Source organism: Actinocorallia aurantiaca (assembly GCF_039533685.1).
Classification (GTDB): Bacteria; Actinomycetota; Actinomycetes; order Streptosporangiales; family Streptosporangiaceae; genus Actinocorallia; species Actinocorallia aurantiaca.
In genome coordinates this window covers 407723-427064 of sequence record NZ_BAAATZ010000029.1, presented here as the reverse complement: position 1 = coordinate 427064, position 19342 = coordinate 407723, and the positions used below count along the sequence as shown (strand labels likewise).

The 19342-nt window shown below is 70.9% G+C and carries 20 protein-coding genes; 6 read left to right on the top strand and 14 right to left on the bottom strand.

Translation table 11 applies throughout. From position 1 onward, the window contains the following. Positions 1–107: 107 nt before the first annotated feature. The 3 genes from ABD327_RS29990 to ABD327_RS29980 are packed head-to-tail and all read right to left on the bottom strand — an operon-like array spanning position 108 to position 3026. Complete coding sequence (locus ABD327_RS29990; RefSeq protein WP_344455341.1) at positions 108–1055, bottom strand: acyl-CoA dehydrogenase family protein; 948 nt, start codon at positions 1053–1055, stop codon at positions 108–110. Next, on the bottom strand, positions 1052–2224 hold the full coding sequence (locus ABD327_RS29985; protein ID WP_344455340.1) for an acyl-CoA dehydrogenase family protein: 1173 nt from the start codon (positions 2222–2224) through the stop codon (positions 1052–1054). Before ABD327_RS29985 ends, ABD327_RS29990 begins: the two co-directional genes overlap by 4 nt. A gap of 31 nt (positions 2225–2255) precedes the next feature. Further along, entirely contained in the window at positions 2256–3026 is a 771-nt protein-coding gene (locus ABD327_RS29980) for an SDR family oxidoreductase (protein ID WP_344455339.1), read from the bottom strand. Positions 3027–3181: 155 nt separating this feature from the next. Between ABD327_RS29980 and ABD327_RS29975 the strand changes: the two genes are divergently transcribed. Further along, the gene (locus ABD327_RS29975; RefSeq protein ID WP_344455338.1) at positions 3182–4411 is read left to right on the top strand and encodes an acetyl-CoA C-acetyltransferase; all 1230 of its coding nucleotides are present in this window, start codon (positions 3182–3184) and stop codon (positions 4409–4411) included. Between the two features lie 22 nt (positions 4412–4433). Here ABD327_RS29975 and ABD327_RS29970 read toward each other — a convergent pair whose 3' ends face one another. Further along, positions 4434–5198: a FadR/GntR family transcriptional regulator gene (locus ABD327_RS29970; protein ID WP_344455336.1), complete on the bottom strand. Its 765-nt coding sequence runs from the start codon at positions 5196–5198 to the stop codon at positions 4434–4436. Positions 5199–5454: 256 nt separating this feature from the next. Between ABD327_RS29970 and ABD327_RS29965 the strand changes: the two genes are divergently transcribed. Then, a complete protein-coding gene (locus tag ABD327_RS29965; protein WP_344455334.1) occupies positions 5455–5880 on the top strand; it encodes a hypothetical protein in 426 nt (141 codons plus the stop codon). A gap of 17 nt (positions 5881–5897) precedes the next feature. Here the strand turns inward: ABD327_RS29965 and ABD327_RS29960 are convergent, their stop codons facing one another. Further along, positions 5898–6305: a MerR family transcriptional regulator gene (locus ABD327_RS29960; protein ID WP_344455332.1), complete on the bottom strand. Its 408-nt coding sequence runs from the start codon at positions 6303–6305 to the stop codon at positions 5898–5900. Between the two features lie 49 nt (positions 6306–6354). On the opposite strand from ABD327_RS29960, the gene ABD327_RS29955 reads away from it, so the two are divergent. Continuing rightward, a complete protein-coding gene (locus ABD327_RS29955) occupies positions 6355–7239 on the top strand; it encodes an NAD(P)-dependent oxidoreductase (protein WP_344455330.1) in 885 nt (294 codons plus the stop codon). A gap of 95 nt (positions 7240–7334) precedes the next feature. On the opposite strand, the gene ABD327_RS29950 is transcribed toward ABD327_RS29955, so the two are convergent. The 9 genes from ABD327_RS29950 to ABD327_RS29910 all read right to left on the bottom strand — a co-directional run bounded on the left by ABD327_RS29950 (position 7335) and on the right by ABD327_RS29910 (position 15135). Beyond that, complete coding sequence (locus ABD327_RS29950; RefSeq protein ID WP_344455328.1) at positions 7335–7961, bottom strand: response regulator; 627 nt, start codon at positions 7959–7961, stop codon at positions 7335–7337. Then, positions 7954–9108, bottom strand: a complete 1155-nt coding sequence (locus tag ABD327_RS29945; protein ID WP_344455326.1) for an ATP-binding protein — start codon at positions 9106–9108, stop codon at positions 7954–7956. The genes ABD327_RS29950 and ABD327_RS29945 overlap by 8 nt, the downstream gene beginning before the upstream one ends. Before the next feature lie 14 nt (positions 9109–9122). Next, entirely contained in the window at positions 9123–9863 is a 741-nt protein-coding gene (locus ABD327_RS29940; protein WP_344455324.1) for an ABC transporter permease, read from the bottom strand. A 1-nt stretch (position 9864) separates the two neighbouring features. Next, complete coding sequence (locus ABD327_RS29935) at positions 9865–10770, bottom strand: ABC transporter ATP-binding protein (protein ID WP_344455321.1); 906 nt, start codon at positions 10768–10770, stop codon at positions 9865–9867. A 126-nt stretch (positions 10771–10896) separates the two neighbouring features. Further along, complete coding sequence (locus tag ABD327_RS29930; RefSeq protein WP_344455319.1) at positions 10897–11388, bottom strand: hypothetical protein; 492 nt, start codon at positions 11386–11388, stop codon at positions 10897–10899. Positions 11389–11410: 22 nt separating this feature from the next. After that, a complete protein-coding gene (locus ABD327_RS29925; protein WP_344455317.1) occupies positions 11411–11902 on the bottom strand; it encodes a hypothetical protein in 492 nt (163 codons plus the stop codon). 195 nt (positions 11903–12097) lie between these two features. Beyond that, positions 12098–12865 (bottom strand): arylamine N-acetyltransferase family protein, encoded by a 768-nt coding sequence (locus ABD327_RS29920; RefSeq protein WP_344455315.1) that lies wholly within the window; start codon positions 12863–12865, stop codon positions 12098–12100. Positions 12866–12969: 104 nt separating this feature from the next. Further along, positions 12970–13461, bottom strand: a complete 492-nt coding sequence (locus tag ABD327_RS29915; RefSeq protein ID WP_344455313.1) for a VOC family protein — start codon at positions 13459–13461, stop codon at positions 12970–12972. Positions 13462–13578: 117 nt separating this feature from the next. After that, positions 13579–15135, bottom strand: a complete 1557-nt coding sequence (locus ABD327_RS29910) for a long-chain-fatty-acid--CoA ligase (protein ID WP_344455311.1) — start codon at positions 15133–15135, stop codon at positions 13579–13581. An 83-nt stretch (positions 15136–15218) separates the two neighbouring features. Here ABD327_RS29910 and ABD327_RS29905 point away from each other — a divergent pair, with 83 nt between their 5' ends. The 3 genes from ABD327_RS29905 to ABD327_RS29895 all read left to right on the top strand — a co-directional run bounded on the left by ABD327_RS29905 (position 15219) and on the right by ABD327_RS29895 (position 18986). Continuing rightward, a complete protein-coding gene (locus ABD327_RS29905) occupies positions 15219–16130 on the top strand; it encodes a hypothetical protein (protein ID WP_344455309.1) in 912 nt (303 codons plus the stop codon). Positions 16131–16264: 134 nt separating this feature from the next. Next, positions 16265–17572, top strand: a complete 1308-nt coding sequence (locus tag ABD327_RS29900) for a fibronectin type III domain-containing protein (RefSeq protein WP_344455307.1) — start codon at positions 16265–16267, stop codon at positions 17570–17572. Between the two features lie 73 nt (positions 17573–17645). Continuing rightward, on the top strand, positions 17646–18986 hold the full coding sequence (locus tag ABD327_RS29895; protein ID WP_344455305.1) for a fibronectin type III domain-containing protein: 1341 nt from the start codon (positions 17646–17648) through the stop codon (positions 18984–18986). Positions 18987–19342 lie beyond the last annotated feature (356 nt).

Here is a 19342-nt window from a genome sequence, read left to right as displayed (position 1 = left end):
GCGGACGGCGACGCGCTCCAGACGGCCGCGGCCCGGCCGGCCCCCCACGACACGCAGAAGCCGGAGCACGCCTTGCGGCGTGCTCCGGCTCTGACACTGCGAAGCCGTCAGCCGATCAGCTTCGCGGCCACCGCGCGGCGGTGGTGGGAGGCGTCGCCCCACGCCGAGGCCAGGCTCCAGGCGCGGCGCAGCCAGCGGTGCAGGTCGAGCTCCATGGTGTAGCCGATCGCGCCGTGGACCTGCAGCGAGACCTTCGCCGCGTGCAGGGCGGCGTCCGAGGCCAGGGCCTTGGCGCCCGAGGCGTCCAGCGAGGCCTCCGCCTCGCCCTTCGCCAGCGCGTAGGCCGCCTTGTAGGCCGCCGGACGCGCGAACTCCACGTCCACCAGCGCGTCGGCGATCTGGTGCTGCAGACCCTGGAAGGAACCGATCGGGCGGCCGTACTGGCTGCGCTCGCCGGCGTAGCGCACCGCGAAGTCGACCAGGCGGCGGGCCACGCCCACCAGCTGGACGGCGGTCAGCGCCGCGCCGCGGTCGAAGGCCTCGGCGGCCAGAGCGCCCTCGGCCACCGGGACGGAGCCCTCGGGCACCCGCACCGCCGACAGGCGGCGCAGCGGGTCCAGGGACCGCTGGACGGTCAGCGAACCGGCCTCCGGCTCCACCGCGTACCAGGCGCCGCCCTCACCGACCAGGACCAGCCCGGCCCGGTCGGCGTGCGGAACGTAGGGGCCGGGGGCCGCGACGACCAGCGCCTCGCCCGACGCCAGCCTCGGCAGCCACTCGGCGGCCAGATCGCCGCCGATGCCCGACAGCAGGCGGGCGGCCACCGCGGCCTCCACCACCGGCTCGCCCAGCGCGGCGCGGCCGGCCTGCTCCAGGACGGCCAGCAGGTCGACCTCGTCGCCTCCGGCGCCCTCGTGCTCCTCGGGGACGAGCACCGCGGGCACGCCCAGCCCGGCCAGGCGCTCCCACACGTCCTCGGCGCCGCCGTGGGCCTCCAGGAGACCGGCGACGGCGTCGCCGAACTGCTTGTGCTCGGGGGTCAGGCCCAGTCTCATCGCTTGCTCCTCGGTTCTCTCGGCAGGCCCAGCACCCGCTCGGCGATGATGTTGCGCTGCACCTCGTTGGTGCCGCCGTAGATCGGGCCGGCCAGCGCGAACAGGAACCCGTCCGCCCACCGCCCGCCGTCGACCGCCTCGGGAGCGCCCTCGACCAGCTCGCCGGCCGGGCCGAGCAGCCGCAGACCGGTCTCGTGCAGCCTCAGGTCCATCTCCGACCAGAAGATCTTGTTGATGCTGGACTCGGGGCCGATGCTCTCGCCGTCCAGGATCCGGGTGAGGGTCTGGAAGGTGTAGGACTGGTAGGCCCGCGCCCTGATCCAGGAGTCGGCGACGTCCTCGCGCAGCCCGTCGTCCAGCGGGCCGGCCTCGCGGGCCCGGTCCACCAGGCGGTCGGCGGCGGCCAGGAAGCGGCCCGGCGAGCGCAGGGTCAGGCCGCGCTCGGAGCCGGTGGTCGACATCGCGACCTTCCAGCCCTGGCCGACCTCGCCCAGCACCTGGTCGTCGGGGACGAACACCTTGTCCAGGAACACCTCGGCGAACCCGGCGTACCCGTCCAGCTGGTGGATGCCGCGGACCGTCACGCCCGGGGCGTTCAGCGGGAGGAGGAAGTAGGTCAGGCCGTGGTGGCGCACGGAGTCGGGGTCGGTGCGCACCAGCGCGAACAGCCAGTGGCCGTGCACCGCGCGGGAGCTCCACGTCTTCTGGCCGCTCACCAGCCAGCCGCCGTCGACCTTCTCGGCGCGGCTGTGCACGTTCGCCAGGTCGCTGCCGGCCTCGGGCTCCGACCAGCCCTGCGCCCAGACCTCCTCGCCGCTCGCCATCGGCGGCAGGAAGCGGGCCTTCTGCTCGGGGGTGCCGAACTCGAACAGGGAGGGGGCCAGCAGGTAGATGCCGTTCTGGCCGACCCGGCCCGGCGCGCCCGCCCGGTAGTACTCCTCCTCGAAGATCAGCCACTCGGTGAGGGACGCCTCGCGGCCCCCGTACTCCACCGGCCAGGTCACCACGGACAGGCCCGCGCCGTGCAGGCGGGCCTCCCACTCCTGGTGGGCGGCGAAGCCCTCTGCGGTGTCGAAGGAGGCGAGCGGCTCGGCCGGGACGTTGGCCTCCAGCCACTCCCGCACCTCGGCGCGGAACTTCTCCTCTTCTGGGGTGAAATCCAGATCCATCAGGGGTTCCCCTCGGTCCTCAGGTTCTCTCTCACGGGTGCTGGTTGCTGACCGACACGACCTCGCCGGTCATGTACGACGACAGATCGCTGGCCAGGAAGAGCACCACGTTGGCGACTTCCTCGGGGCTGGCCGCCCGGCCGAACGCCTCCTTGGAGGTCAGCTCCTTCAGCAGTTCGGCGCTGACGGTCTTCTCCAGGAAGGGGTGCATGGCCAGGCTGGGGGCCACGGCGTTGACGCGGACCCCGGCCGGGGCCGCCTCCATCGCCACGCAGCGGGTGAAGGCCATGACGCCGGCCTTGGCGGCGGCGTAGTGGGCCTGGCGCTCCTGGGCGCGCCAGCCGGAGACCGAGGCGAGGTTGACGATGACGCCGGACTCGCGCGGCAGCATGTGGCGCAGCACGGCGCGGGTGACGCGGAAGACGCTGGTGAGGCTGATGTCGATGACCTTGTCCCACTCGGCGTCGGTCATCTCGACCACGGCCTGGTCGCCGCCCATGCCGGCGTTGTTGACCAGCACGTCGATGCGTCCGGCCCGCTCCACGGCCTGCTCGACCAGGGCGTCGACCTGCGCGGTGTCGCTGACGTCGCAGGGGATCGCGATCGGGTCGGCGCCGGTCTCCTTCGCCAGGCGCTCGGCGGCCTCGGCCAGGCGGCGCTCGTGGATGTCGCTGATGACCGGCCGGGCGCCCTCCTGGGCGCACCTCAGGGCGGTGGCGTAGCCCAGCCCGGCTCCGGCGGCGGCGGTCACCAGCACCACCTTGTCGGTGAGCATCCCGCTCATCGGTATCCCCCACTTCATCTTCGGTGGAGCCCCTCCAAGATGAGGGTGCCCTCCTGTGACGGCCGACCTGATCTGCCCGCTTTCGAGGGATCTAGGAGACTCCGCCACCTTTGACTCGTCTTTCTTTTAGAAGATAGCTATCTTCATAGAAACAAGCAACCAGGAGGAGCACCATGACCGAGGCAGTGATCGTCTCCACCGCCCGATCCCCGATCGGCCGCGCCTACAAGGGCTCGCTGAAGGACCTGCGCGCCGACGAGCTCGCCGCGCGGATGATCGCCGCGGCGCTGGCCAAGGTGCCGCAGGTGTCGCCCGACGACATCGACGACCTGATCCTGGGCTGCGGCTCGCCCGGCGGCCAGCAGGGCTTCAACATGGCCCGCGTCGTGTCCGTCCTGCTCGGCTACGACCAGGTCCCCGGCGTCACCGTCACCCGCTACTGCTCCTCGTCGCTGCAGACCACCCGGATGGCCCTGCACTCGATCAAGGCCGGAGAGGCCGACATCGTCATCTCCGCCGGCACCGAGTCGGTGAGCAACTACGCCAAGGGCACCAGCGACCGGCCCCCGGTCGACGCCGGCACCGCCGCCGACTTCGGCTGGCACCACCCGGCCTTCGCCGACGCCCGCGCCCGCACCGGCGCCGGCAAGTGGGACGACCCCCGCCAGGCCGGGGAGCTGCCCGACGTCTACATCGCCATGGGCCGCACCGCCGAGAACGTCGCCGGGCTGCGCGGCGTCTCCCGCGCCGAGCAGGACGAGTTCGCGCTGCGCTCCCAGACCCTGGCCGCGCAGGCCATCGCCTCGGGCTTCTACGAGCGGGACATCACCCCCGTCGAGCTGCCCGACGGCACCGTCGTCTCCACCGACGACTCCCCGCGGCCCTCCACCAGCGCCGAGTCCCTCGCCGGGCTCAAGCCGGTGTTCAGCGAGGACGGCACCGTCACCGCGGGCAACTGCTGCCCCCTCAACGACGGCGCCGCCGCCCTGGTCATCATGAGCGACACCAAGGCCGCCGAGCTGGGCCTCACCCCGCTGGCGCGCATCGTCTCCACCGGCGTCTCCGCCCTCTCCCCCGAGATCATGGGCCTCGGCCCGGTCGACGCCTCCCGCCGCGCCCTGGCGCGGGCCGGCCTGACCGTCTCCGACCTCGACCTGGTGGAGATCAACGAGGCGTTCGCCGCCCAGGCCGTCCCCTCCTACCAGGAGCTGGGCATCGACCTCGACAAGGTCAACGTGCACGGCGGCGCGATCGCGCTCGGCCACCCGTTCGGCCAGACCGGAGCCCGCATCACCAGCACCCTGATCAACGGGCTGCGGGAGAAGGACGGCACCTTCGGCCTGGAGACCATGTGCGTCGGCGGCGGCCAGGGCATGGCCATGGTGATCGAACGCCTCAGCTGACGACGTCCCGCGGGGCCGCCTCCTACGGGAGGCGGCTCTTCAGGGACTGCGAGGAGACCACGGACGCGCCGGGGGCGAGCCCGTAGCGCATGGTGTTGTCCAGGTGAACCCGGGCGAACCCCTCGAGCTGCTCGACCTCGCCCCGCTCGATCAGCCGCATGATGCGCTCGTGGGCGCGGATGCCGGTCTCGCGGCGCGCCACGTCGGGGAAGTCCCCGGCCTCCAGCGCCTTGGACGCCCACGCCTGCTCCTGGGAGGCCCACAGCGACTCCAGCGTCCCGGTGATCAGGATCAGCGTCTGGTTGCCGCACAGCTGGACCAGCGCCTCGTGGAAGCGGCGGGTGACCCGGGTGAACTCCACCTCGTCGTCGACGGCCTCGAGCGTCTGCTCGTGGATCAGCCGCAGCTGCGGCAGCACCTCGGTGGCCCGGTCGTCCCGCAGCGCGCACAGCGACACGCAGACCGGCTCGAGCCGCTTGAGCGCCTCGCCCACGTCGGCGTAGGAGGTCTGCTGGAACTGCATGACCAGGCCGATCATGTAGGCGGCGTTGGCGGCGGTCGGCACGTGCACGACCGAGCCGCCCTTGTTGCCGCGCTGCACCGTGATCAGCCCCTCGGCCTCCAGGATCCCCAGCGCCTCGCGCAGCGAGGGCCTGCTGACCTGGAACTCCCGCAGCAGCTCGTCCTGGGCGGGCAGCTCGTCCCCGTTCTTGAGCTCCCCGCTCAGGATGCGGTCCCGCAGGATGGCGGCGACCATCTCCGCCAGCCGCGGTTGCCGGAGCTGCACGGTCCACCCCCAGGTCGAGAACGTTCGGCGGAGCGGGGCCCCCGGCGGCGGGGCCTCAGACCCCACCGCCCGGCGCGGGCTCTGCTCCGCCCCCGCCGCGCTCATCCAACCCAACTATACGATGAATACTATCTTCTACAAGAAAAACATGGCGGGCCCGGGACGTCGGCCGCAGATCCCGCCACCCGGATTTCTGCAGCCGCTCGACGCGCATCGGCGGGCAGGGTCTCCGGAAGGGGCCGCGTAGGGTGGCGCCATGGCGGAGGCGCAGCCCACGGGGTACGACGGATTGTCTTCCCGCCTGGTCCCGGAGAGTGAACTGCGGGCCTTCCTGCTGGACTGTTTCGAGATCGGCGAGCCCGAGTTGTTCATCTCCCGCACCGACCTGGTCGACGAGGCCCTGCGGGACGTTCCGGAGGACGTGGTGTACGCCGTCTTCTGTACGCACGCCCCGGCGTCCGGGCACTTCGCCATGAGCTTCGAGGTCGGCGTGGAGGGCCGCCTGGCCGACCGGGTCGGCCGCCGGGAGTTCACCAGAAGGTTCGCTGCCCGTTTCGACGCTTATGTTCTGTACGGCGACGACGAGCCGCCGGGACTGTGGACGGTGGTCCTGCCGGACGGCGCCCGTCTCCTCGTCGAGGCGGACGAGATCGACGCGAGCGGCGGCCTGCTCGGGCCGTAGGCCGGCGCCCCGGCTGCTCAGGCGGGGACGGACTCCCGGCAGGCATCGCCAGAGGGCGGATAGTCCTGTTCGCCCGTTCGGGCGGCCGCGTCGATGTACCGGGCGAGAGCGTCGCGGGACTGAGCGAGCCTGTCCATCTGATCGTCCAGCCGCTGCAGCCGCGACCGCATCGCGGTCAGCAGCTCGGGACACCCGAGCAGTTCCGGGGCCTCTCCGAGCGCGCAGGGCAGCAGGTACGCGATGTCCTCAGAGGACAGACCGGCGCCGAGCAGGTGCCGGATCTGCTTCACCCGCAGCACGGCGTTCTCGTCGTACTCGCGGTAGCCGTTCGTGCCGCGCTCCGCCTCCAGCAGGCCCTGGGCCTCGTAGTAGCGCAGCTGATGGGCGTTGACGCCCGTCCGGCGCCCCAGTTCCCCGATCCGCATCGAAACCTCACTTGACCTTCATACCGGTATCAACGTTGACGATGGTGCCATGAGCAACAGAACCGATACACCCGTGACGGTCATCGGACTCGGACTGATGGGCCGGGCACTCGCCGGCGCGTTCCTCAAAGCCGGGCACCCCACGACCGTGTGGAACCGTACGACCTCCAAGGCCGACCAGCTGGTGGCCGAGGGCGCACGACTGGCGCCGACGGTCGGCGACGCGCTCAGGGCGGGTTCCCTGGCGATCATCTGCGTCACCGACTACCGGGCCGTGCACGAACTGCTCGGCGCGAGCGACGTCGAGCTGGACGGCACGACGCTGATCAATCTGACCTCGGGCGACTCGGCCCAGGCCAGGGAGACCGCCCGATGGGCCGAGCAGCGCGGCGCCCGTTACCTGGACGGCGCCATCATGGCCGTCCCGCCTGCGATCGGGACCGCCGAGGCGGTGATCCTGAACAGCGGGCCGCAGCCGGAGTTCGAGGCGCACAAGTCGACACTCGACGTGCTCGGCACCGTCACCTACCTCGGTGCGGACCACGGCCTGGCGTCCCTGTACGACGTGGCCGGCCTGGCCATGATGTGGAGCGTCCTGAACGCCTGGCTCCAGGGCACCGCCCTGCTCAGGACGGCCGGTGTCGACGCCGCGACGTATGCGCCGTTCGCGCAGCAGATCGCCGCCGAGGTGGCCGGATGGCTGCCCGGGTACGCCGAGCAGATCGACAGCGGCTCCTTCCCCGCCGAGGTCTCGGCCCTGGAGACCGACGCGCGGGCGATGGCGCACCTGATCGAGGAGAGCGAGGCGGTGGGCGTCAACGCCGAACTGCCGAAGTTGATCAAGGAGATGGCCGACCGCTCGATCGCCGCCGGACACGGCGGTGAGCAGTATCCCGTGCTGATCGAGGAGTTCGGCAAGCCCCGCGGCGGCTGACCGGTCCCGGTGGCGGGCCCTCGGGGAGGCGTGGGGCGGAGCCGATCACGAGGCGGTGCGGTGCTCGCCGCATGTGCGGTGAGCACCGGGCCCCGTCAGGGCAGCAGGTGCTTGTCGTAGGCGGTGGCCACTGCCGCGGCGCGGTCTTTGGCGCCCAGTTTCGTGTAGATGTGGGTGAGGTGGGTCTTGACCGTGGCCTCGCTGATGAAGAGTTCGGTGGCGATCTCCCGGTTGCCGGTGCCGCGGGCGACCAGGCGCAGGACCTCCAGTTCGCGGGTGCTCAGGGATCCGCTGCGGGGCTCGCGCACGCGGGTGACCAGGCGGGCCGCGATGTCCGGGGACAGGACGGTGCGGCCTTCGGCGGCGGCGCGGACGGCGTCGAAGAGTTCGTCGCGGGGGGCGTCCTTGAGGAGGTAGCCGGTGGCGCCGGCCTCGATCGCCGGGATCGTGTCGGTGTCGGTGTCGTAGGTGGTGAGGACGAGGACCTTGCAGGGCAGGCCCCGGCGGGTGAGTTCGGCGATGGCCGCCACACCGCCTCCGCCGGGCATCCGGAGGTCCATGAGGACGACGTCGGGACGGAGGTCTTCGGCGAGGGCCACGGCTTCGCGGCCGTCGGCGGCCTCCGCCAGGACCTCGAAGCCGGGGGCCGCGGCGAACATGCTGCGCAGTCCGTTCCGGACGACGGGATGGTCGTCGACGATCAGCAGGGTGATGTCAGGCATGGCGGATCAACGGTACGCGGGCGGAGACGGCCGTGCCCCGGCCGGGCTCCGACTCGATCTCCAAGGTGCCGGCGACGCGTTCGGCGCGTTCGCGCATGGCGGTCAGGCCGAAGCCGCGGGAGGGACGGGTGAAGCCGCGGCCGTCGTCGCGGATGTCGAGGGTCACTTCGTCGTCCATGTAGGAGAGGGTCACGCCGATGCGGTTCGCGTGCGCGTGGCGGGTGGCGTTGGCGAGGGCTTCCTGGGCGATGCGCAGGAGGGCGGCCTCGAGTTCGTCGTGCAGGGGTTCCGCAGTGCCGGTGACGGTGAGGTGGGCCCTGCCGTCGGCGACCTCCTGGAGGGCCTCGGGGAGCGTGCCGTGTTCCAGGCGGGTGGGCGCGAGGTCCTGTACGGAGCGGCGGGCCTCGCGGAGGCTCTCTCGGGCGAGGTCGGTGGCGCGGCGGACGTGCTCGTTGTCCTCGGCGGCCTGGAGCTGGGTGATGACGCCCGTCAGGCCCTGGGCGATGGTGTCGTGGATCTCGGCGGCCAGGCGGCGGCGCTCGTCGCTCACACCGGCCTCGTGCGCCTGGACGAGGAGTTGGGCCTGAAGACCCGCGTTCTCGGCGAGGACCTGCTCCAGGCGGGCGTTGGTCCGTTCGAGTTCGGTGATGGTCTCCGCCTGGACGCGGGCCTGATCGACCTCCCTCTCGGCGAGGCCGGTGAAGATGAAGACGAGCGCGGAGTTCAGGACGAAGAGGCCGACGAACGCGGCCACCTGGCCGAAGTCCTCCGGCGGGAGGCCGCCCGCTTGGGCTCCGGCCATGGTGAACACCGTGACGAACGATCCGGCCAGGGCCCAGCGGCCGGACAGGTAGTACTGGGAGTCGAAGTATCCGAGGGCGACGTAGATGCAGAAGAAGGGGTTCAGCCAGGTGAGGACGAACGCGATGGGGGTGCGGATCCAGTAGTAGAGGGGGCCGGGGACCTTCCCGGTGGCGTGCAGGATCTGGAGGGCCAGAGCGGTGAGGAGGAGCGGCACGGCCGTCCGCTCCTCCGCGGGCGACATGACCTCTTCCCGGATGAGCAGGGCCATGAGGGTGGCCAGGAGCAGCAGGCCGAAAGGCCCCCAGCGGTGGAACCGTTCCCACTGCTCCTGGAGCGTCGTCATCGGAATATTTTCCCTTATTCCCACCGGAACCAGCGCACGGCGACGGTGATCAGGACGACGGCCCAGGCGGCGATGACGCCGAGATGCGCCAGATCGGGCCAGCCGCCCTCGGCGGCCTGGTCGAGGGCCTGGGATGCGGCGCCGAACGGGGAGTACTCGACGACGTTCCGCATCGGGTCGGGCATGGTCTGGACGGGGATCCACACGCCCGTGAAGAACATCATCGGGAAGAAGACGACCGAGCCGACCACTGTGGTGGCCTTGACGGTGGGCGTGACCGCGGTGACCGCGGAGCCCAGCGCGAGCGCGCTGAGAGCGCCGAGGAGGAGCGCCGCCAGGTATCCGGGAAGGTGGCCGGGCAGCGCCACGCCGAAGACGATCCGGCCGACGGCGACGACCAGCAGCGCCGAGCCCAGGGCGGCCGCGAAGTGCAGGACGATCTGCGCGGCCAGCAGCGAGGCGGGCCGTACGGGGGTGGTGGACATGCGGCGCAGGATGCCGCGCTCGCGGTATCCGGACAGGACGGGCGGCAGCACCTGGATCCCGGCCATGATCAAGGCGATCAGCACGTTGACCGGGACGTACAGGTCGATGACCCGGCGCCCGCCCAGGCCGGGATCGGGTTCCCGGAACGACGGGATCAGGCCCAGGATCGTCAGCAGGATGGTGGGGAAGACGGCGATCCAGAAAAGGCTGAACGGCTCGCGGAGGAAGAGCCGTAGTTCCGCCTTGAGGACGGCGGTGAACACGGACACGTCAGTTCTCCCGGTCTTCGGTGAGTTCGAGGAAGGCGTCGTCCAGCGTGGAGTCGACGACCCGCAGCTGGTGGGCGGTGATCTGGTGGCGGGCGAGCAGGGAGATGACCGCGTTGACGGTCGTGTCGGTGCCGTGGATGGTGAGATGGCCGTTCCGGCGCTCGAGAGCCGAGGTCTCGGGCAGGCCGGACAGGTCACCGTCGTCGAGGGGCTCGGACGGGGAGAACGAGATGACGGTGCCGCCGGCGCTGCGGCGGATCAGCCCGGCGGGGGTGTCGAGGGCGGCGACGCGTCCCTGCTTGAACACCGCGATGCGGTCGCAGAGACGCTGGGCCTCCTCCATGAAGTGCGTGACGAGGAGGACGGTGACGCCGGAGTCGCGGACTTCCTCGATCAGCTTCCAGGTGTCGCGTCGGGCGCGCGGGTCGAGGCCGGTCGTCAGCTCGTCCAAGACGACGACCCTGGGGCGGCCGAGGAGGGCGAGGGCGATGAAGAGGCGCTGCTTCTGGCCGCCGGACAGGTTGCCGAAACGGGTGGTGAGCTTGCCGGTGAGGCCGAGGCGTTCGGCGAGTTCATGCCAGTCGGCCGGATTCGGGTAGAAGGCGCTGTAGAGCTCCAGGGCCTCCCGTACGGTCAGCTTCTCCTGGAGTTCGCTCTCCTGGAGCTGGACGCCGAGGATCCGGGTGAGCTCGTCGCGGTCGGTGCGCGGGTCGAGGCCGACGACGCGGACGGTGCCGGCGTCGGGCTCGCGCAGGCCCTCCACGCATTCGACGGCCGTGGTCTTGCCGGCCCCGTTGGGGCCGAGGATCCCGAAGATCTCCCCTTCCTCGACGGTGAACGCGACGCCGTCCACCACGGGGCGGCCGCCGTAGGCCTTGCGCAGGCCGTTGACTTCGATGATCGACATGCTTCGAGGATCGCTTCAGGCGATACCCGCCCGCATCACCCGAAGCGCTCGTCCTGTCATCAGCCGATCGGTTGATGCCGCCGTACGACCGCGGCGGCGCCGAGCGCGAGGGAACGAGCGGAGGCGTCAGCTCTTGCGCAGCGTCCAGCGTTGTCCGCCGCCGGCGGGCTCCTCGTCGACGAGGACCGTCAGCGGGTAGTCCCGCATCCAGCTGAGCAGGGCGAATCCCTCGTCCAGTGAGACGGTCACCTCGTCGGCCCCCGTCCGCAGGACGGTCCAGACGGGGTCGGAGATCTCGCAGGAGCGCGTCGCCACATGCGGCGGGAAGACCGCCGCCAGCGACGGGGCGAGGCAGTTGCCGGTCACCGAGTGCTTGACGGCGTAGCCCTTGTCGTTGTCCTCGATCCTCCATCTGGTGTCGCACGCGCCGACCGACACCATCGCCTGGTCCCCGTCATCGCTGTGCAGGCACTTCCCGGTGGAGGCGACGAGTTCGTACACTCCGGGCGCGATCCTCGCCTTCGGGTCCTCCGGAGCCGCCGAGGCACCCGAGGCGAGCGCGCCGGAGACGAGGAAGGCCGCCGGCACTGACAGCGCACGGCTTGGACGACCGAACATGAAGCCTCTTTCTTTGATGCCGTCAAACCCTCTTGAGCGCCCACCGCTGGTCGCCGGTCTGGCTCTGGGGAAGCAGGAAGACGGGTTCCCTGGTGCTGAGCCAGGACAGGGAGGTGTAGTAGTCCGGGCGGGTGATCCGCACCCATTCCTGCCCGTCCGCCGTCTCGATCACGGTGATCGTCCACCGCTCGTCCAGGGCGCCGCAGTCGCGGGTGCCCACCCGCTGCGGATAGATCCTCAGCAACGAGGGCGCCAGGCACCTGCCCGTGACCGCGTGCCTGATCGTGTAGCCGCCCTCTCCGGCCTCCACCCGCCACCCGGCCCCCTCGCAGGGGCCGAGCCACAGCGACAGGTCGTCCTCGCCCGTCCCGCTCAGGCAGTGCCCCGCGGGCGTGACGATCTGGTAGACCCCGGGTTCGACCTGGGCCGGCCCCGCCGAAGCCCCGGTCGCCCCCGCCGGCACGGAAGCGCCGACGCCCAGGGCGACCGCGGCACAGGCCAGACGCACACGCATGACGACCCTCCCAAAAGAAGACGCGTAGAGTAATCGATCATGACACAGTGTGCCCGTCGATATCGTCAAGGCACCCGAACCGGTTCCAGCGCGTCCTCCGCCACGCTTTCGCCTCGGCCACCGCGAGCTTGCGCTGAAGGCGTCCGCCGGACCGCATCCCGCCAGCGCCGTACATGCCGTCGGCGTCTGGGGCGGTCAGGCTCTGCGCAGGGCCGGGGCGCGGTCGATGTCGATGCCGAAGTGGTCGCGGTAGGCGGCCAGGACGGACGCCTCGTCGGGGAGGACGGTCTCGGTGCGGGCGCCGTTCCCGGCGGTGATCAGCTTGGTGCCGCTGAGGGTGACGCGGCCGGTGGCGGTGCGGAGGCTGCAGACCGGGGAGCGGGTGAAGTGCGAGTCGGGAGAGGTCCGGTGCCACCAGCAGGCCGCGGTGAAGTCCGCGAGTTCGGCGGGGCGCGGGTCGATGAGGAGGGAGTCATCGTCGGAGTGGACCTCCAGGAAGTCCCCGTTCTCGGCGATGCGGTAGACCCCGGCGGGGTCGTGCTGCGGGGTCCGCGCGTTCAGCCGCAGGGGGCCGTCGGTGAAGTGCCCGAAGCCGACGTCGGCCAGCCACGGCTCGTCCAGGTCGACGCGCAGGGTCAGGTGGTCGTAGGGGATGCCGAGGACGCCGTCGGAGCCCCGCACCCTGCCCGCCAGCAGCGTCACCTCGTATCCGAGGGCGCGCAGGAGGGCGGCGAACAGACCGTTCAACTCGTAGCAGAAGCCGCCGCGGCGCCGCTGGACGATCTTCTCGTAGAGGGACGCCTCCTCCAGGACGATCGGCTCGTCCAGGTGGATGTCCAGGTTCTCGAAGGGCACCGTCCGCAGGTGCGCGTACTGCAGGGCGCGCAGGCCTTCGAGGTCGGGTTCGCCGGGCCTGGCCGCACCGATTCTCGCCAGGTACCGCCCGATCTGCTCCCTGTCCACGATGTCCAGTGTGCCCCAGAGTGGAAGCCTCCGACTCGCACATCCAACGGCGAGTCGATCTTTTGCTCCGGGCCCGTGCCGCATGGGAGCACGGCCTCGGGACGTCAGCGGCTGGAGAGCCTGATCGCCTCGAGGTAGTAGCCGAGTTCGGCGACGGTGTCGTAGAAGACGTATCCGCCGTCCTTGCGGGGCCCGTAGCCGAGCAGGGACTGCACCGCCGGGAACCCCGCGCTCTCCATGACCCGCGTGGACTCCTCGAGGGAGTCGACGAAGACGGCCATGTGGTGCACCCCGTACCCGCGCGTGTCGAGCCATTCGCTGTAGACGCTGGGCCCGTGCAGCGACTGGATCAGCTCGATCTCCGGGTCGGCTCCGCCGAAGGCCAGCCGGACGGCGAAACTACCGGGTTCGCCCCGGTAGGTGGAGCCCGGCATCGGGCCGGAGGGCTCGACCATCCGCCACCGGCCCGGAGGGCAGAACGCGCTGTAGGACACCAGCGCCGCGTCCATGTCCGGGACGAGGACGCCGATCTGCCCGATCCGCCGCCCCTCCAGGATCGGTACGCCGCTCGGAGGACGGATCGCCGTCTCGTTCATCCCGCATCAGTCCGTTCCGAGGAGGATCAAGTCGAGTCGCACGATATCCGGCCTCTGGATCGCCGTCACCGGACGGCGGACCGCCCCGGCGGCCCGGGGCGGCCTCCTGCCGACGGTTCAGCCGGAGTACTTCGCGCGCAGCTCGTGCTTGAGCACCTTCCCGGAGGCGTTGCGCGGCAGCTCCGCGATCTCGGCGACCGCCGTCGGCTTCTTGTAGGACGCCAGCCTGTCCCGGCACCACTCGCCCAGCTCCGCCGCGGTCGGAGCGTGCCATCCGGGCATCGGGACGACCACCGCCAGCGGCGTCTCGCCCCAGCGCTCGTGCGGCATCCCGACCACCGCGACCTCCGCGATCTCCGGGTGCGCGGCCAGCACGTTCTCCACCTCGGCGCAGTAGATGTTCTCCCCGCCCGAGATGATCATGTCCTTCTTGCGGTCGACGACGTAGACGAAGCCCTCCTCGTCGACCCTCACCAGGTCGCCGGAGTGGAACCAGCCGCCCTCGAACGCCTCCGCAGTGGCCTCCGGGTTGTTCCAGTACCCCGACATCGTGGACGGGCCCCGGTAGACGATCTCGCCGACCTCGCCGGGCTCCACGTCCTTCATGTCCGCGTCCACGACCCGCACCGCGACGGTCGCGACCGGCCGGCCCACCGAGCCGATCTTGCGCAGCGCGTCCTGGGCCTCCAGCGCGCAGGTGACCGGGGACATCTCGGTCTGCCCGAACACCGCGACGTTGGAGGCGTGCGGGAAGACCTCGGCCATGCGCTCCAGCAGCGTCACCGTGGCGGGCGCCGCGCCCCAGCTGATCGTCCGCAGCGAGCGGGCGCGCTCGGAGGCCGACGTCCCGGCGCACAGCACCTGCCACTGCGCCGGGACGAGGAACGCGCTGGTGACCCCCTCGGACTCGATCAGCCCGAGGGTCGCGGCGGCGTCGAACTGCCCGCTCGGCAGGATCACGGTGGTGGCGCCGACCATCAGCATCGGGGCCACCGAGCCGATCGCCCCGATGTGGAACAGCGGGGACGCGCACAGGTTGATCTCGTCGTCGCCGAACAGCCGCCACGCCCGGATGAGGGTGAACGACTGCATGAGCAGGTTGAGGTGCGAGAGCATCGCGCCCTTGGGGCGGCCCGTCGTCCCCGACGTGTACATGATCAGCGCGGTGTCCCGCTCGTCGATCCGCACGGACGGGGGCTCGGCCTCCTCGGCGAGCACGTCGCCGTACCGTTCGGCGTCCGGCCCCGCCTCGGCGGCGGACTCCCCCGTCACCAGGCAGGCGAGCGGCTCCTCGCCGATCGAGCGCACCGTCGCCGCGAGCGGGGCCAGCCCGCTGTCGGCGACCATCACCCGGGCGCCGCTGTCGGCGACGATGTAGGACGCCTCGGCCGCCGACAGGCGGAAGTTCACCGGGACGGCGATCGCCCCCAGCAGGTTCACCGCCACGACGGTCTCGACGAACTCCGGGCGGTTCGTCATCAGCATCACGACGCGGTCGCCCTGCCGCACGCCCCGCGCGTGCAGCCCGCCCGCCAGCGCGCGGACCCTGCGGTCCAGTTCGGCCCAGGTCGTGGAGACGCCTTCGAACCGCAGCGCGATTCCGCCCGGACGCGTGTAGGCGTGCCGCGCCACGTGGTCCACCCAGTGGGCTCCGCCCCATCCGTTCACCGACATCGAACCTCCTCGACCTATAAGTGGAAACTTACCCGGCCTCGCCCTCGCCCCTGGACGCGAGGGTTGTCTGGCATCATCTCCGCGTGAGTCTTTTCGGGTGGGAGATCCTGCCTTTCGCAGGTATAGGGGGCCTCCACGCCAAGCCCGTCCTGTTCGGCAGGACCAGGCGAGAGATCACCCGGCAGTTCTCCCGAGCGCTCGGAGACGCCGTGGGAGAGGTCCGGACGTTCCGCAAGTCGGTCTGGGACACCGGCGTGTGCGACCACTACGTCGAAGGCGACCTGACCCTGTTCTACGACGACCTGGACCGGCTGTTCCACCTGGAGGTCCACGACGTCGCCCCGGTCCATCACGACGGCGTCCTGCTGACCGGCCGCCCCTACGGGAAGGTCGTCGCGGACCTGCGGGGACGAGGGCACAGGGTGGTCGACGGCGACACCGGCTGCGAGGTCCCGGATGCCGGGTTCGACCTCGCCGCCGTGGACCCGGAGGACGACTCCCTGGGCGTGCAGTCGGTCGGGGTGTTCCTGCGCAGCCCTTCGGAGGGCCTGCTCAGGATGTCCCTGGAGCCCGGCGTCGAGCCGGTCACCGAGCACGTGCTGGTGTCCGGCGAGGGCACCCGGACGGTGCGGCTCGGACAGGACAGGTGGGAGCTGCGCGCCCGTCTGGGACCCTCGCTGGAGAGCGTCCCCGCCTACGGCGGATCGGCCCGGGACTGGTACTTCGACCACGGGCTGATCCTGACGTTCGACGAGGTCGAGCGGCTGAGGACGCTGGTCGTCAGCTACGTGGGCGCCAAGGGCACCGCGTGCTTCGACGGCGTCCCGCTGCTGGGCCGCCCCTACGCCGAGGTCGTCGCGGACCTGGAGGCGCGCGGCGTCCGGGTCGAGCCGGGAGAGTTGTGCGGCGTCGCGTCCGGGCACGGCTTCACCCTGTCGCTGCTGGGCCGCCAGAACCCGGCGATGCCCGTCGCGGCCGTCGTGTTCCGGCGCTGAACCCGACACGAGCCCAGAAAACCTATGGCACACGGCTTTTCGTAATGTAATGATCTTTACTGCTGTTTTGGCCTTATGCCTGACGGGTAGTGCTTTACGCTTAGGCCGATTTCCACCCGTGGCTGAGGAGTCGGATGAGGCGCGTTGATCTGGGCATCGGAATCGTTGCCGGGGTCGTGGCAGTAGGCGTCGGCGCGGGAGCCCTCATCTCGGCCCGAACGGACGGGGAGGAGCCCCGCGAGACGCGGAAGGCGTCGGCGACGGCCTCCCCGGAAGGCTCCGCTCCGGCACAGACCGAGAAGAACCGCGCCCCCGAGCCTCCCCCGGAACCCGCGACGACGGAGACCGACGCCTCGACCGTCGCGCTGAAATGGGGATCCTCCGGCGGGAACGTCACCGGCTACCGGGTGTACGACGGGACGAAGCTCCTGGCCGCGGGCAACGGGAACAAGCTCGAGATCAAAGGCCTGAAAGCCTGCTCGTCGTACAAGCTGGACGTGACCGCCTTCAACACCAAGGGCGAATCCAGGCGCACGGCGCTCCAGGTGCGGACCGGCGGCTGCGAGAGGGCCGCGCGGAACCCCGTGGCGACGGCCTACCTCCACCTGGGCTGGGGACGCCCGCCGCAGGTGAAGAAGGTCATGAAGGCGACCGGGCTCAAGACGTTCACCCTGTCCTTCGTCCTCTCCGACGGCGGATGCAACCCCGCCTGGGACGGCCGGCGCCCGCTCAAGGGCGGCGCCGACGCCCGGACCATCGCGGCCATCAAGTCGGCGGGCGGGAACGTCCACGTCTCCTTCGGCGGATGGTCGGGGCGCAAGCTCGGCACCGCCTGCTCCAGCCCGCAGGCCTACGCCGCGGCGGTGCAGAAGGTCGTCAAGGCCTACCGGCCCACCGCGCTCGACTTCGACATGGAGAACGACGAGCTGAAGAACGCCCGCGTCCAGGACCGCATCCTGCGCGGCCTGAAGATCGTGAAGCGGAAGAACCCCGGCGTCCGGATCATCGTCACGATGAGCACCGGCAAGAACGGCCCCGACGCCTGGGGCAAGCGGCTCATCCGCCAGGCCAAGACGTTCGGCGTGGACATCGACAACTACACGATCATGCCGTTCAACTTCAACGGCTCCAACGTGCGCACCGACACCGTCCGCGCCGCCCAGGGGCTGAAGCGGGCGCTGACCTCCACCCGGGGCTGGAGCGACCGCACCGCCTACTCCCGGATGGGCATCTCCGGCATGAACGGCCGCTCCGACGAGAAGGAGGTCACGACCCTCGCCAGCTGGAAGGCGATCCGCGACTGGTCCTCCTCCAAGGGCATGGGCCGCCTGGCCTTCTGGTCCCTCAACCGCGACCGCCCCTGCCCCGGCAACGTCAGGACCACCTGCAGCGGCGTCTCCCAGGACCCGTGGCAGTTCGCCCGCATCACCGCCGGCTTCTGACCGCACTGCCGGAAAAGGATCGCCGTGCTCTAGGCTTGGGAGGCTTTTCCGTCCCCTGCCGAGGAGTCGTCGCATGAGGCGCGTTGATCTGGGCATCGGAGTCGTCGCCGGGATCGTGGCCGGAGGCATCGGCGCGGGGACCGTCGTCGCGCTCACCGCCGACGGGCGGGAGGACAAGGAGCCGCGTTCGGCCGCGGCTTCGCAGACCCCGGAGGCTACGGAGGCGGAGCCGTTCGCCGCGGAGCAGCCCGCCCTGCCGAAGCAGTCCAAGAAGACCCGCCTTCCGGCGGTCCCGGCCGTACCCGTCACGGACATCGACGCCTCGACCGTCGCGCTGAGATGGGGATCCTCCGGCGGGAACGTCACCGGCTACCGGGTGTACGACGGGACGAAGCTCCTGGCCGCGGGCAACGGGAACAAGCTCGAGATCAAAGGCCTGAAGGCGTGCCGGTCGTACCGGCTCGAGGTCGTGGCGTTCAACGCGCAGGGAGAGTCCAAGCGCAGGACCCTTCAGCTGAAGACGCGCGGCTGCACCCCCTCGGCGGGGAACCCGACGGCCACGGCGTACCTCCACCTGGGGTGGGGACGCCCGCCGGAGGTGAAGACCGTGATGCGGGAGACCGGGATCAGGTCGTTCACCATGGCCTTCGTCCTCTCCGGCGGCGGATGCGATCCCGCCTGGGACGGCAGCCGCCCGCTCCGGGGAGGCGTCGACGCCCGGACCATCGCGGACATCAAGGAAGCGGGAGGAAGCGTCCAGATCTCCTTCGGCGGCTGGTCGGGCCGCAAGCTCGGCCCCGCCTGCTCCAGCCCGGAGGAGTACGCGGCCGCGGTCCAGAAGGTCATCGACGCCCACGGCCCGGCCGCCGTCGACTTCGACATGGAGAACGACGACGAACTGAAGGACGCGGCCGTCCAGGACCGCATCCTGCGCGGCCTGAAGATCGTGAAGCGCGACAACCCCGGCATCAAGGTCGTCATCACGATGAGCACCGGCAAGGACGGCCCCGACACCTGGGGCCTGCGCCTCATCCGCCAGGCCAAGGCGCTCGGCGTGGACGTCGACAACTACACGATCATGCCGTTCAACTTCAACGGCTCCGACCTGTACGCCGACACCGTCGGCGCCGCCGAGGGCCTCAAGCGCGCGCTGACCTCCACCTGGGGCTGGAGCGACCGCACCGCCTACTCCCGGATGGGCATCTCCGGCATGAACGGCCACTCCGACCAGAAGGAGGTCACCACCCCCGCCACCTGGAAGGCCATCCGCGACTGGTCCTCCGCCCGCGGCCTGGGCCGCCTGGCCTTCTGGTCGGTCAACCGCGACCGCCCCTGCCCCGGCGACGTCGTCTCCACCTGCAGCGGAGTCGACCAGACTCCCTGGCAGTTCACCCGCATCACCGCCGGCTTCTGACCTGCTCCGCGTCCAGCCCGAGCGCGCCCGGGCAGCGGACGGCCCGGCCCGGCACTTTCGCCGACTTCCTTGACGTCATCGGCCCCCTCCGCGACCCCCGCGCCCATGGCGGCGACCCCTCCGCGGTCCTCGTCGACGACATCCGCCTTTTCTTCCGGAAGCTTCGGTGACGCTCCAGGAACTCGTGTGACCGTCCCGGCCGGTGCCTGCTGATGCCGCCGGCCGGGACTTCTGTACGATCAGCGGGTGAACTTTCACCTGAACGGCGTCCTGCCGCCGCCCGTGCGCCTCTGAACGAGCGCACGAACTGAAGGCCTGATCTCTCATTTCACCTGCGGTCACGTCCGCGGGCCGTT

Coding starts and splice junctions, on each gene's coding strand:
- ABD327_RS29990 (WP_344455341.1), bottom strand. CDS start 1,055: ATGAGACTGGGCCTGACCCCCGAGCACAAGCAGTTCGGCGACGCCGTC.
- ABD327_RS29985 (WP_344455340.1), bottom strand. CDS start 2,224: ATGGATCTGGATTTCACCCCAGAAGAGGAGAAGTTCCGCGCCGAGGTG.
- ABD327_RS29980 (WP_344455339.1), bottom strand. CDS start 3,026: ATGAAGTGGGGGATACCGATGAGCGGGATGCTCACCGACAAGGTGGTG.
- ABD327_RS29975 (WP_344455338.1), top strand. CDS start 3,182: ATGACCGAGGCAGTGATCGTCTCCACCGCCCGATCCCCGATCGGCCGC.
- ABD327_RS29965 (WP_344455334.1), top strand. CDS start 5,455: ATGGCGGAGGCGCAGCCCACGGGGTACGACGGATTGTCTTCCCGCCTG.
- ABD327_RS29960 (WP_344455332.1), bottom strand. CDS start 6,305: ATGCGGATCGGGGAACTGGGGCGCCGGACGGGCGTCAACGCCCATCAG.
- ABD327_RS29955 (WP_344455330.1), top strand. CDS start 6,355: ATGAGCAACAGAACCGATACACCCGTGACGGTCATCGGACTCGGACTG.
- ABD327_RS29950 (WP_344455328.1), bottom strand. CDS start 7,961: ATGCCTGACATCACCCTGCTGATCGTCGACGACCATCCCGTCGTCCGG.
- ABD327_RS29945 (WP_344455326.1), bottom strand. CDS start 9,108: ATGACGACGCTCCAGGAGCAGTGGGAACGGTTCCACCGCTGGGGGCCT.
- ABD327_RS29935 (WP_344455321.1), bottom strand. CDS start 10,770: ATGTCGATCATCGAAGTCAACGGCCTGCGCAAGGCCTACGGCGGCCGC.
- ABD327_RS29930 (WP_344455319.1), bottom strand. CDS start 11,388: ATGTTCGGTCGTCCAAGCCGTGCGCTGTCAGTGCCGGCGGCCTTCCTC.
- ABD327_RS29925 (WP_344455317.1), bottom strand. CDS start 11,902: ATGCGTGTGCGTCTGGCCTGTGCCGCGGTCGCCCTGGGCGTCGGCGCT.
- ABD327_RS29915 (WP_344455313.1), bottom strand. CDS start 13,461: ATGAACGAGACGGCGATCCGTCCTCCGAGCGGCGTACCGATCCTGGAG.
- ABD327_RS29910 (WP_344455311.1), bottom strand. CDS start 15,135: ATGTCGGTGAACGGATGGGGCGGAGCCCACTGGGTGGACCACGTGGCG.
- ABD327_RS29900 (WP_344455307.1), top strand. CDS start 16,265: ATGAGGCGCGTTGATCTGGGCATCGGAATCGTTGCCGGGGTCGTGGCA.
- ABD327_RS29895 (WP_344455305.1), top strand. CDS start 17,646: ATGAGGCGCGTTGATCTGGGCATCGGAGTCGTCGCCGGGATCGTGGCC.